Source organism: Mesorhizobium sp. LNHC232B00, assembly GCF_000502435.1.
Classification (GTDB): domain Bacteria; phylum Pseudomonadota; class Alphaproteobacteria; order Rhizobiales; family Rhizobiaceae; genus Mesorhizobium; species Mesorhizobium opportunistum.
The window spans coordinates 41,822-54,438 of sequence record NZ_AYWP01000036.1 but is presented as its reverse complement, the minus strand read 5'-3'; the positions used below and the strand labels follow the sequence as shown (position 1 = coordinate 54,438).

Below are 12,617 nucleotides of genomic sequence, written 5' to 3'. Positions count from 1 at the left end.
TTTCTGATTTGGTGGAGGCATCATGGCACGTATACGGTTGATAGAGATTGTAAATTTCCGGGGGATCAAGGAGCTTACATGGGCTCCATCCGCTGGAATCAATTGCCTGATCGGCCCCGGGGATAGCTGCAAAAGCTCAATTCTCGACGCCATTGACCTTTGCCTCGGTGCGCGCCGCAATCTCCAGATAGCCGACGCTGACTTCTTCAACCTGGACGTGACGCCGCCGATTTCAATCTCGTGCACCATCGGGGCATTAACCGACCGATTGAAGAACATCGAGGCTTACGGACTATATGTCCGCAATTTCATCGCGGAAACGGCGCAGCTGGAGGATGAGCCGGAGGCGGCGGGCGAAACCGTGCTTACCGTCAATCTCAGTGTCGGTAGTGATCTCGAGCCGGTCTGGACGCTCATCTCGAAGCGCGCGGCCGATGCAGGCCTGGTCCGGAACCTGGTGTGGGCTGACCGGCAGGCGATCGCGCCCACACGCATCGGTGCGTTTGCGGACGGTAACCTCGCGTGGCGTAGAGGGTCCGTGCTGAACAAGCTCTCGGAAGAGAAAGCCGACATCTCGGCAGAATTGGTGAAAGCCGCGCGCGAGGCACGTGCCGGCTTCGGCGACCGTGCCGGTGCCCAATTGGGCGCGACACTGGCAGTCGTGAAAGACACGGCCGATGAACTCGGTATCCAGGTGGGCGACAATGTAAAAGCCATGCTTGACGCCCACTCGGTGTCCTTCAGCGGCGGCAGCATTTCTCTGCACAGCGACACTGGGATTCCCCTTCGTGCTCTCGGCGTGGGCTCGACGCGCCTTCTGACAGCAGGCCTGCAACGCAAGGCCGCGGCAGAGGCGACTATGGTGCTTGTCGATGAACTCGAACATGGCCTAGAGCCGCATCGCATCCATCGGCTGCTGGGATCTCTCGGAAGCAAGGACACCAATCTGCCTTTGCAGGTATTCGCGACGACACATTCACCGGTGGCTTTGCAGGAGCTTAGCGGCACACAATTGATGATCGTCAGGCGCAATAGCGGTCAGGTGTCGGTACAAACCGTCGGCGCCGAAGATGACGTCCAGAGCACCATCCGTCGTGATCCGGAAGCATTCCTTGCTCCGTCCGTCATCATCTGTGAAGGGGCGAGCGAGGTGGGCCTGCTGCGAGGGCTCGATCAGTTTCGCGTTGCGCAGGGCGAGCAGTCACTGACGGCACTTGGCGTCGCGCTGCTCGATGCCGGCGGGGTTGGCAATATCTATAAACGGGCCAACGCGCTGCTAAAACTTGGCTATCGTTGTCACGTGCTTCGAGATGACGATGTTGAGCCGGATGCCGCCGACGAAGCGGCGTTCCTGGCAGGAGGCGGCGCGGTCACGAAATGGCCCGCCAAGCGCAAACTCGAACAGGAGCTGTTCTTGAGCCTCGGAGAGAATGCCGCAGGTAATCTCGTCGTTTATGCCGTCGAGTTGCACGGCGAAGACCTTATTGATGAGCATATCAAGTCGAAGTCCGGCGGGTTGACGACCTACAACGACGTGGACACCGCGCTCCTACTCGGCGACTTCAACCAGGCCACCCGTGACTTGCTCGGCGTGGCTTCCAGCACACGTAGCAATGGCTGGTTCAAGCAGGTCACATTGATGGAAAACGCTGCGCGTCTTATTATCGCACCGGGGCTTGAACACGCGGATCCTGCGTTCGTCGCGATCATTGATGGGCTTTTCGTCTGGATACGCAATGGCCGCTGAAATTGATCTCTTTGCGATCAGGCGGGGATCGGTCACTGCCCCGGCAGGCTGTGGTAAGACCCACCTCATCGCGGCCAATTTGCTGGAACACGATTATGCGAAGCCAGCGCTCATACTGACCCACACTGTTGCCGGTGTGGTTGCCCTGCGGGGCCGGCTCCAACTGCTCGGTGTGCCCTCTGCCGCTTACCGCCTCATGACGCTGGATGGTTGGGCCATCAAACTGGCTACCACGTTCCCGGCACGGTCCGGCGTTCCGCCTGAAGTGCTACGCATTACGGACACCCGCACCGATTACAAGACGGTCCAGAAGGCCGCCGCCGAACTCGCGAAAGCTGGCCATGTCGACGACATTCTCGCCGCCAGCTTTTCCCGCCAGATCGTTGACGAGTATCAGGATTGCTCCCAGTCCCAGCACGCGCTGGTTTACTATTCGTCCCGCCGCTTGCCGACCTGCGTCCTCGGCGACCCTATGCAGGCCGTATTCGGCTTTAGCGGGCCGCTGCCCGACTGGGATGCCAACGTTCGCAAATATTTCCCAAGCGCGGGCGGGCTGACGACACCATGGCGCTGGATAAACGCAGGCACGGAGGCGTTCGGCCGGTGGCTACTCGACGTCCGGAAAGCCCTGAAAGACGGCCAGACTGTTGATCTGAGGGGCGCACCGCCCGAGGTTCGATGGGTGCACCTTGATGGCACGGAAGATCATCAGCGGCGCCTGCGGGCGGGGCTGTCCAAGGTGGAAGGCGGCCAGGGGACTGTGCTCATCATGGGTGACAGCAGGAACCCGCCGGGCCAGCGATTGTTCGCCAGCCAGACGCCAGGCGCGGTTGCAGTCGAAAGCGTTGACCTGAAGGACTTCATCCAATTCGCGCTGAAGTTCAGGCTCGATGCACCTGACGCGCTAAGCCAGCTTCTCGGCTTTGCCGAGAGCGTCATGACGAATGTAGGAGCGGCCGACCTTCAGCAGCGCGTCACGACCTTGCTGGCCGGGCGCCAGCGGAAAGAGGCGACGGAGACGGAACAAGCCGCCATTGCTTTTGAGCAAGAGCGCACATTCAAGAGTGCGGTCGAGCTGCTGGTTGAGGCGAACAGACGCCCGGGCACACGTCAGCACCGGCCCACCGTGATGAGCGCATGCATCCGGGCGCTTAATTCAGCAAATCAAGACGATCCGTCGTCATTGCATGAAGCAGCAATCCGCGCACGCGAGGAAAACCGTTTCCGCGGGAGGCCGCTTCCGGCGCGTGGCGTCGGGAGTACGTTGACACTCAAGGGCTTGGAAGCCGACGTTGCGGTCATCCTCGATGTGACGAAGATGGATGCCAAACACCTTTATGTTGCGATGACGCGAGGATCGAAAATGCTTGTCGTCTGTTCGGCATCGCCTCAGCTACGGCCGGTGGATGCTTCATGAGTGAGAGATCGATACCAAGTCCTGAAATGAAACCGTTGACCAAACCGCTCAGCAAGACCCCGAAGAGAGTGCCTCGCGCCGGAGGCGGCGGTCCTGCTGCCATGGGCGGCCTAAACTTCCAGGCAGCTGCTACAGCAATTGCACTGGTGGCCTGCGCTACCGGGCGATCCCTGGATTGGTGGGAGGCACAGTCCACAATACCCATTGATGTCTGGTCCGAAACCGGAGGAGCGGGCGACGACATACGCCTCGTCCTTACCGACGGCCGCAAGGCGGAAGTCCAGGCCAAGCGACGCCTTCGCGTTGGAGCTGACATGTGGGAGGCGATCATGAAGCTCGCTCGCGGCGTCCACCATGGCGATATCGCTCTTGGGCTGCTCGCAGTGTCGCCGGGAACAAGTCAAACTATCGCTCACGACCTAGCGGAAGATATTTTGCGGATCGCGGCGGGACGAACAGATGATCTGACTGATACAGGCCAAGCGTTCCTGCAGCGACTCCTCGACGCCGACCTGCCCTCGACCAAGGTTTGCCAGGGCCTCGCCATACAAACCATTGCAGCGCTCACCTCCGACGCCGCTGATATTCGAGCTGCAGTCAATCGTCTCGAGAGGTTGATGACCAATCCCGCCGACGTTTCGCGTGCGTGGTCGGTATTGCTTGCTGATGCCGCCCTACTCATCGAGCGGCGAAGCGCTCGTGACGCCCTTTCGATCGGAAGGCTGCTGTCGGAGCAGGGCCTTGGCATCACACTTGGCGATATGCGGATGCCCACGGTCGCCGCCGCTGCGCTGTCCGCTTGGACGATCGAGAACAACAGCAAGTTCCGGATTATCGGAGTCGGCCATGCGCTCTCATTGGCGGATGCATGGATTCCGGTGTCTTGCCGGGTAAAATTACCAGAGACCGAAACGGAGACCACGGGCCTTCAGGAGGCCATGCGCCGCTATCACGGCTGGAATGACCGCAATGTCCGGGACGCCAAATTTATCGATCCACTAACCCTCGGCCGCTTCTACCGCAAGGCGGTGGTGGTCGCCGGGCCGGGAATGGGCAAATCTACAATATTGAAGCGTTTGGCGGCGACGTATGCTTTTGACAATGTCCCGGTTGCACGCGCATCCTTGAAATCCGTTGCAACGCGCATGCGCGACAGGGGCGAGACCTTCGCTGAGGCGTTCTTCCAGATCGCCTTGGGCGACTCCCCAGTACCAAGCGCGGAACGCCTCCTGCCCGGCCCCTGGGTGCTGCTTTGCGATGGGCTCGACGAATGCGGATCGATGCAGAGTGCCGTCGCAGAAGGGCTGCTGGCGTATGCAACTGCGCATCCCGGTGCCCGCCTCGTTGTCGTCACCCGACCAGTCGGCTATCAACCGGCGGCCTTGGTCGAATGGAGGCACTATGAGTTGACGCCTTTCGACGATACAAGCGTAACGCCAAATCTTGCCAGCCTGCTAGACGAAATCCTGCGCCCATCCAGCAGGAGCCTCGCTGACTCCTACGCGTTCGTTGCCGAGAAGATCAAAGGCTCAAAGGCGGGCAAGCTAGCCGCCCGAAGCCCCATGCTACTCAGCCTGTCGGCATCATTGTTGGCCCGCAAGGCTACACTGACAGGTCGCCTCGGCGACCTCTACCGCCAGATCGTCGATCTCATCGAATCGGAGCCTTCGCCTCGCCAGACTAGCTCGATCGCCCCAGGGATACGCGCCTGGGTGCTGGACTTCCTGGGCTATCAGCTCACCCTCCATCCTCTAACCACGGCTCAGGCAGTCGAGGATGCCTGTGCGTCGGCGTTGTCTGTCGATTTGAGCGTGCCCGTCCTTTCCGCGCGCGAGAAGGTCGACGAAGCGATTGCGCATTGGGAGGCACTCGGCGTCATAGAGCGGTTACACCATGACGGCGAGCAGGCTTTCACGTTCGTTCACAAGACCATCGGCGAGTATGTGGCCGCCCGGTATTTGCTGAGCCTGAAAGAAATGGCTCTGCGCACGGCTTTTGCGGATATGGCAAAAATCCCGGAACGGTCGGAGGTGCTGGAGTTCGCGGCGACGCTTGGCGGCGCGACGGAGGTCTGCCAGGCCTTGCTGGAGGCCGTTGAAGGCGATGCTGGTTACAAGGGCGTACTCCAAGCGCTGGCAATCGCCATGGACCCTCTCGGGTCGGTCCCCATCAAACTTCGCCAAGGTCTCATCTGGAAGACAGTTGAACTCATTCAATCGCCCAGTCGAGAAGTTGGAACGGCGGCCGCTGCGGCACTGAGCGCTGTGACTACGGAGGCGTCGGACGAGATCGCCGTTGCCGTGCGGCCACTCCTTTATGACGCCAGAGACTGGGTCCGGCTGGGCGCGTGGACAACGATCGTTCAGACCGGAGGAACCCAATACGAATACGACGAAATGAAAGCAGTCTTCGCGGAAATACCGAAGCTGGTTGCCGAAAGGGTGAAGCTGAGCTTCGGGCGAGGCCTCAGGCTTTTCGGGTATTCAAACACCCAACTGATAGAGCCCTTTGCCCTGACGGCGGCGCGACGCATTTTAGAGAGGGAATGCGCCAGCGATGCCGAGAGCCTGATCAAGGCGGCTCTAGATCATGAGTATCTTGGGAGTGTGGGCTTCTTAGGTGCATTAATGGAGCTGTTGCGGGAGTTCGACCGCACATTGGATCTTGCGGCCTACAAGCCTGTTAATTGGAATTTTGACCACGAGGCCTACACTGAAGCAGCGAAGGTCGCCTATCTTCAGGTACTTGAACCGCTGGCAATTCCTGCGCCAGAACTCCCGGCGGAAATTATTACCTTTTCCTATCTGCCCGTGGAGTTGTCTGCTCTGTGGAGCCTATGCGAATTCGACAACCGCTTAGCCAGAGATGTCTGGCATTGGAACAAGGGTGGTCAGGCCGAAAGCCTAGCGGAAGCTGGGCGCGCAGTGTGTTTAATTGCGGACTTGCCGCTGGAGCGCATCAGATTCCAGGCGCGCATTTTCCTGCGGCGCCTCGCGGATTCGAAGAAAGGTGCCTCCCACGTCTTCGACTTGCCGGACGTCGATCATCCGCCGGTCGACTGGTCCCGCGCAGCGGCCTTTGATATCGACCCGCTGAAGCTTGAGCCACTCCTCTTTCACGAATCACAACATGCCGCTCTTCTGGCCGCTCGACTGATCGACGGTTGCGCCGACCCTGCTACGAAATTGGCGATCGGCAAGCGCGCGCTGGATGGAGGCCGCTATCTGACCCCGGCGTTAGGGGGCGCTCTCGCTCGCAATGCTGATGCGACTGAGGGACTTGCGCTAGTTTACACCCGTCTCCAGCGTTCCGATGAAATCGGGCTCCGCTCGCTTTACGACGTGCTCAAGCAGGATATTCCGGCCTTTGATGAGCGGACGACGGCCGCGATCGCACGCGGGTTGAAAGCGAGCGACTATGTCGCTGTCGAAGCGGCCGAACTAGCTCTGGTCTATGCCGATCTCGGCTACACGGAACTTACCGAGACGCTTGAAGCGGGATATGAACATTGGGTCACGACTGAGCGTCCCACACAGGAAAACAACGTTGTTCCGCCCACGCCGAGACACATCCTGCTAAGGGCGATCTTCGCTCTAAAGCCACCACAGCTTGATCGATTGATTGCGCTAAGTGGGGATCGCCGTAGCGAAGTGTCCACTTTGGCGCGTGAACATCTAGATAAGCGCCTTGAAGCAGATCCAATGGCCGCCGGGCGCATATTTGAGGCGATAGTCGATGGTCGACTGGGTCTATCCGCTCTAGACCTACTGCTGAAACGGCCAAAATTACTAACGCCTGATCGACTTGCTCGACTTCTGACGTGGTACGACAGCCCAGTGGCGGGAAAGCGAGAAAGGGTAATCTCACTGCTGAAGGAGCCCTTCCTGGGCAGAAACGACATCATTACTTGGGCATATCGTTTACGGGAGGACGAGGACTTCCCTATTCGCGAGGCCGGTCATCGCCTGTTGCGTGAGCATAGAGTTTCCTAAGCCCCGGAGCGGAGCATCCAGACGGGCATCGGTCTGGTGCCAGTCAGGCGGGTGAAGATCCGGGATCGCGGCGCGAATGGCGAGGTTGATCGGGTGCGGTTCGCCTCATCGATCCTGCCGAAATCGGCGCGTCGGGCGCGAAGTCTGGATGCGCTGCTTCCCGTTCTCTACCTGCGCGGTGTTTCGACGGGTGATTTTCAGGAAGCGCTGAGCGCGCTTGTGGGCAAGGACGCGCCGAACCTTTCACCCTCGGTGATCACGCGGCTGAGTGGAACGCCGATTACGAGCGTTGGCAAAAGCGCGATCTTTCGGCGCGCCGCAATATCTATGTGTGGGCGGACGGGGTCTACCTGCAGGCGCGGATGGAAGACCAAGCCGAATGCATGCTGGTCCTGATCGGCGCCACGCCCGAGGGCAAAAAGGAACTCGTCGGCTTCCAGACCGGCATTCGCGAGAGTGCGCAAAGCTGGCGCGAGCTGCTGGTCGACGTGAGGCGGCGTGGCCTGAAGATCGCGCCCGATATTGCCGTCGGCGATGGCGCGCTTGGCTTCTGGAAGGCGCTCGACGAGGTCTTTCCCGGCACTAGGCACCAACGCTGCTGGGTGCACAACACGGCCAACGTCCTGAACAAGGTGCCGCTCTCGGTGCAGGCCAACATGAAGACGGATTTGCGCGAGATTTACGGCGCGCCGGCACGCTCAGCAGCCGAAATGGCGATCGAAGTGTTCGCCGAGAAATACGGCGCGAAGTACAACAAGGCGGTCGACTGCCTGAAGAAGGATCGCGAGACGTTGCTGGCGTTCTACGATTCCCCCGTCGAACACTGGGATCAACTGCAAACGTCGGACCCGATCGAGAGCGTCTTTGCACCATTCGCCGCCGAACGGTACACACGAACGGCTCCCTATCGTCGAAGACCGCCAGGCTGATGGTCTTCAAGCTCGTCATGGCCGCCGCCAAATACTGGCATCGATTGAAGGGACAAGATCAGTTGCCGAAACTGCTCGCAGGTGCGAGGTTCCAGGAGCATGAAGGAACACCAGTCGGACCCTCGCCGCGTTGTCATCGCCCTGCGTGAGCGCGCTGGCCGCACGTTGACGTTCGTCCGTCATCGCGAAGCCGAAGGCGTCGAAATCGCCCGCGCTCGCATGCTGGCCGGTTCCAAGCTATTCGCGGACGAAGCCAACCATTGGGACGCGCTAGAGGCTGATTACGCCTCGACCCGCATCAACCACTCGGAAAGCTACAGCGACGGCCACGGCTAGCATACCAACATGGTGGAAAGCTATTTCAGCCGCCTTCGCCGCATGGTCGCCGGGCAGCACCACCACGTTTCGCACCGCTACCTCTACCAGTACCCAATCATGCAGCGTGGTTGGAAGACCATCGCAGAAGCGCCAACGGGACCAACGCAATGACCCTGTTAACAGGGGCCCTCAATCATGGCGTTTCCCGAACGTTCAAAGCGTACTGGCAACGAAATAAACTTTGAGCATACAAGAAACTCAACGAAGATAATTAACGCAAGCAACCGAAAGTTGGCCATGACGACTAGACGCCGGCCCATTCGAATCATATTATGCGCGAAATTCGCTACGATCGCTCAGTGGGCTTGACATCTAAGTTTTTCATGATAACGCGCGTTGCGTCATCGAAAAGCCAACTTCAAACCCCATATTAACGATTGTATTGGAACATTCAAAGCCCGGAACCGTTTCGGGCTCAATGAAAGGAGCGAGTTATGGATAGCATGTCCGAATGCCAGACGCTCGCTGCGCGATTCGAGAGGATGGCCGCAGACGGGCTTCGAGACGTGAAGTTCTTCGTTCGCAATGCGGACGAGGCGACTCATGAAGACGTATGCCAAGAGGTAAACCGCCTTTATGAGGCGGTGGAGCGTGGCGACGCTACCCCGCTCGACTTCAAAGATTCTAATCGGATCTAGTTCACCGTCTAAGAACATTTGACTAAGGCCTTGGCTACCGCTAAGGCCTTTTTCGTTTGCGAGCACAACGATGTTACTGAGTCGCGAGAGAGCGCTGACCATCTTCAAGAAGGTTCAGCATATACGGGAGCATTACAGGGCCAACGTTCTTGCGGGGGACGCAAATGTTGTGTCGGTGGCCGATCTTCAATGGGTCGTACAGGATATGTACAATCTAAAGATTCAAATGACCCAAGTCCCGTTTGAGGGTGCCTTTATTCGCGGCTTGATTGAACGTCGAGACGGAGAAGTCTTGATCCGCGTTCAGCAGAACATGCCGGATGACTGGAAGCGCTTCACGGCGGTAAAAGAAATGTGCCATGTCGTGAACGATGAGCCCGAAGATTGGTCTCTTGACGGCGTAGGCACGCTAAAGGATTTGCTTCGGGAATATGCATTCGAGGCGGATCAGGAAGCTCACCGCGCAACCCAGTCTGAGGAATTCGCTGAGATTGCGGCAATCGAGCTGCTTTATCCGTTTGAATGCAGGGTGAATGATCGCGAGCTTTTGAAGGGCGATAAAACCTCATTGGTCAAGATCGCCACCTACCACAACATACCGGTGGCAATTGTTGGCAAGGCGGTTGACAAGCACCATCACGAAAACATCGCCAAGACGATTTGGGATGATCTGAACCAGTTGGCAAAGGTAGCGTGATTTTTCGGGCTACCTTTGCTATCCGCTGCCGTTGGCCTTGCGCCGTCGCCAACCCTTAGCCGTCTTGATGTTGTTCATGAGCGGCTTCACCAGCGCGGCATCCCATCCCTTCGCCTGCACGATGCGCGTTGCGGTTTCACGATTGGATGCGCTGCCTTCCGCCTCGCACTTCAAGACCAGCCGGTAAAGCTCACCCTTTCGAAATCGGCTTGGCGTGCGCCGCAGCGGCACGATAAGCGACGGATCGCCCTTGTAGCCAAGGATGAGCAGCACCGCGTCTATGTGCTGTAGCTGGTGAGCCAGGTCCGCACCCTTGAACCGGATCGCGCCGGAAATCTCCGATCGCTTCGTCACCAGCGTATTGATGGCGTGTTCGTATCGGGTCGATCTGACGATAGGGGCAACTCTTGGCATCCCCGGATTTTAGGGGAACGAGCTGCCGCGTGCTTGGTCTATGTTGGTGCTTTGCTACATAAGACCGCACAAGTGCATCCCCATGCCTGACTGGCAGTGCGCTTCGCCGCAGGAAGAGTCCCGTGACTTTCCCGGCCTGGCAGGGCAGCTTGTCTTGGCGCCGCTGAATTCCGATCTGCAAAGCGGCCTCATCCCGACACGCCCTGTGAAAAAAGGGCAGGAGGGCTACGGCTTCCATTTCAGCGTCAGCCGCTGAACGCTTGAGCCGGCTCTACGGCTATTCGGCTGGGGTTTTCCGAAGCTTTTCTAACACAAAGAGCTTGCCCTGGCGCACGGCGTACTCGATTGATTGCGCCTTCGCCAGATGTGCCGCAATCGAGCTGGCCAGCATGCAGCCCGTCCCGCGCATCGATGCGGCAAGACGCGGCGTGTCAAAGCGGACTGGTTCGTGATCGGGGCGCAACAGAATATCGGTTGATTGCGGTCCCGATGCATGGCCGCCCTTGATCAGCAGAGCCCGCGCGCCGGCTGCCAGCAATTCTTGGCCTTGCCACACTACGCCGTCCTCATCCACTGCCCGCTCCGAGCCAACAAGGAGTGCCAGCTCGAAGAGATTGGGGGTGACCAGACGGCAAAATGGCATCAGATCGCATTTCAGGGCGGCGATGGCGCCGGCTTCCAGGAGCGCCCGGCCTGACGTCGACGCCAGCACCGGGTCGAGCACTGCCGGCACCTGCGGATTTTCGCGCAGCACTCCGGCAACCGCAATGACGATCTCCACCGTGGCGAGCATCCCGATCTTGATGGCCGCCACCTTGTTGGCCTGCAACGCCGCACGCATCTGACCGGCCACCAGACCGGGTTGCATAGAGTGGATTTCCATGACCGCATCGTGCGTCTGCACCGTTAGCGCGGTGACAGCAAGGCAGGTGCGCACGCCAATGGAAGAGATCGTCTCGATATCGCGTGCTATTCCGCCTCCACCGCTGGAGTCAGAACCGCCGACCACGAGCACATGCGGTTCTCGCCTCAGCGCCATGGCTTTGTCTTTTCGATCCATTCTCGCGTGCGCGCTTCGGGATCGGCATTCAACGTGATGTCGGTGAGCACCGCCGCGCTGTCCGCACCAGCCTCGAAGACACCGTTGAGCCGGTCGGGGTTGAGGCCGCCGATGGCGACCAATGGGATCGGCGCCACCCGATGCTTCCACGCGCTGATCCGCGCGAGCCCTTGCGGCGCCCATTTCATCTGCTTCAGGACCGTGGGATAGATGGGGCCGAGCGCGATATAGTCGGGCTCGGCAGCGATGGCCGTTTCCAGTTCTAGATGATCGTGCGTGGAAAGCCCGAGCTTTAATCCGGCGTACTTGATCGCCAGCAGGTCGGCCGCAGCCAAATCCTCTTGGCCGAGATGGACGAAGTCGCAGCCTTCCTCGATTGCCGTGCGCCAATAGTCGTTGACGATCAGTTGGCAACCATGGACCGCGCAGACGCCGTTCGCGCGGCGGATTTCCGTCCGCAGCGTGGCCTCGTCCCTATCCTTGATGCGCAGCTGCACCAGCTTGACGCCGAGCGGCACCAGCCTTTCGATCCAGGCAGCGCTGTCGACGATCAGGTAGAAGGGATCGAGCTTCATGAAAATACTGCCCTGCCGATGGTCGGTGTCGATGGCATGGCGACGTCGCGCGGTTCGAGCATTCCCGAGCTGAAAGCTTCACGACCGGCCTCGACCGCCTTGCCGAACGCGCCCGCCATGCCGACCGGATCGGCCGCCTTGGCAACCGCGGTGTTCAGGAGAACGGCATCAAAGCCGAGTTCCATGACAGTCGCCGCGTGTGACGGCCGCCCGAGCCCTGCATCCACAATCAGAGGTACCTCAGGGAAATGTGTGCGCATCGAGCGCAGCGCCGGAATGTTGACCGGCCCGAGGGCGGAACCGATCGGTGCACACCAGGGCATCAAGACCTTGCAGCCCGCCTCCAGCAGCCGCTCGGCGACGACAAGGTCATCTGTGGTATAGGGGAATACAGCAAAACCGTCCTCGCACAGGATGCGGGCGGCTTCGACCAGACCGAAAACATCCGGCTGCAGCGTGTCATGGTTGCCGATCACTTCGAGCTTGACCCAGTTCGTACCGAAGACTTCGCGCGCCATCTTCGCGGTCGTGACAGCTTCCTTGACGGAGTGGCAGCCAGCAGTGTTGGGCAGGATTCTGACGCCGAGCGATCGGATCAACGACCAGAATTTTTCGCCGGCCCTGCCGCCTGCCATCTCTCGGCGCAACGAGACGGTCACCACCGCCGTGCCCGAAGCCCTGACTGCATCGGCAAGGATGGCCGGCGAAGGATATTGAGCCGTGCCAAGAAGCAGGCGCGACGGAAGCTCGGCTCCATAAAGCTCGATCAT

General features: G+C 59.6%; 10 protein-coding genes and 2 pseudogenes. 8 read left to right on the top strand and 4 right to left on the bottom strand.

Going from position 1 to position 12,617, the window contains the following annotated elements:
- The first annotated feature begins 22 nt into the window (after positions 1–22).
- From X743_RS141555 to X743_RS141575, 7 genes and pseudogenes are all read left to right on the top strand, one after another.
- Positions 23–1,747: an ATP-binding protein gene (locus tag X743_RS141555; RefSeq protein WP_023768643.1), complete on the top strand. Its 1,725-nt coding sequence runs from the start codon at positions 23–25 to the stop codon at positions 1,745–1,747.
- Complete coding sequence (locus X743_RS141560) at positions 1,737–3,164, top strand: UvrD-helicase domain-containing protein (RefSeq protein WP_023768642.1); 1,428 nt, start codon at positions 1,737–1,739, stop codon at positions 3,162–3,164. The genes X743_RS141555 and X743_RS141560 overlap by 11 nt, the downstream gene beginning before the upstream one ends.
- A 26-nt stretch (positions 3,165–3,190) precedes the next feature.
- Positions 3,191–7,156 carry a hypothetical protein gene (locus X743_RS141565; RefSeq protein WP_023768641.1) on the top strand — a complete coding sequence of 1,322 codons (3,966 nt, stop codon included), beginning with the start codon at positions 3,191–3,193 and terminating at the stop codon, positions 7,154–7,156.
- Between the two features lie 3 nt (positions 7,157–7,159).
- Positions 7,160–8,234 (top strand): annotated as a pseudogene (locus X743_RS01000000169465) (IS256 family transposase); the annotation flags it as partial.
- Positions 8,179–8,648 (top strand): annotated as a pseudogene (locus X743_RS1000000173690) (transposase); the annotation flags it as partial. The pseudogenes X743_RS01000000169465 and X743_RS1000000173690, both read left to right, overlap by 56 nt.
- Positions 8,649–8,897: 249 nt before the next feature.
- Entirely contained in the window at positions 8,898–9,101 is a 204-nt protein-coding gene (locus X743_RS141570; RefSeq protein WP_023768639.1) for a hypothetical protein, read from the top strand.
- Between the two features lie 70 nt (positions 9,102–9,171).
- Positions 9,172–9,798: a hypothetical protein gene (locus X743_RS141575; protein ID WP_023768638.1), complete on the top strand. Its 627-nt coding sequence runs from the start codon at positions 9,172–9,174 to the stop codon at positions 9,796–9,798.
- Positions 9,799–9,816: 18 nt separating this feature from the next.
- On the opposite strand, the gene X743_RS141580 is transcribed toward X743_RS141575, so the two are convergent.
- Positions 9,817–10,152 carry a hypothetical protein gene (locus X743_RS141580; protein WP_023768637.1) on the bottom strand — a complete coding sequence of 112 codons (336 nt, stop codon included), beginning with the start codon at positions 10,150–10,152 and terminating at the stop codon, positions 9,817–9,819.
- A 142-nt stretch (positions 10,153–10,294) separates the two neighbouring features.
- Between X743_RS141580 and X743_RS141585 the strand changes: the two genes are divergently transcribed.
- Positions 10,295–10,468, top strand: coding sequence for a hypothetical protein (locus tag X743_RS141585; RefSeq protein ID WP_156934526.1), 174 nt, complete (start codon positions 10,295–10,297; stop codon positions 10,466–10,468).
- A gap of 21 nt (positions 10,469–10,489) precedes the next feature.
- Here X743_RS141585 and X743_RS141590 read toward each other — a convergent pair whose 3' ends face one another.
- Genes X743_RS141590 through X743_RS141600 form a run of 3 tightly spaced genes read right to left on the bottom strand, consistent with a single transcriptional unit; the run spans position 10,490 to position 12,617 of the window.
- Positions 10,490–11,251, bottom strand: a complete 762-nt coding sequence (locus tag X743_RS141590; protein WP_023768635.1) for a hydroxymethylpyrimidine/phosphomethylpyrimidine kinase — start codon at positions 11,249–11,251, stop codon at positions 10,490–10,492.
- Positions 11,242–11,847 carry a thiamine phosphate synthase gene (locus X743_RS141595; protein WP_023768634.1) on the bottom strand — a complete coding sequence of 202 codons (606 nt, stop codon included), beginning with the start codon at positions 11,845–11,847 and terminating at the stop codon, positions 11,242–11,244. The genes X743_RS141590 and X743_RS141595 overlap by 10 nt, the downstream gene beginning before the upstream one ends.
- Positions 11,844–12,617: a thiazole synthase gene (locus X743_RS141600; RefSeq protein ID WP_023768633.1), complete on the bottom strand. Its 774-nt coding sequence runs from the start codon at positions 12,615–12,617 to the stop codon at positions 11,844–11,846. The genes X743_RS141595 and X743_RS141600 overlap by 4 nt, the downstream gene beginning before the upstream one ends.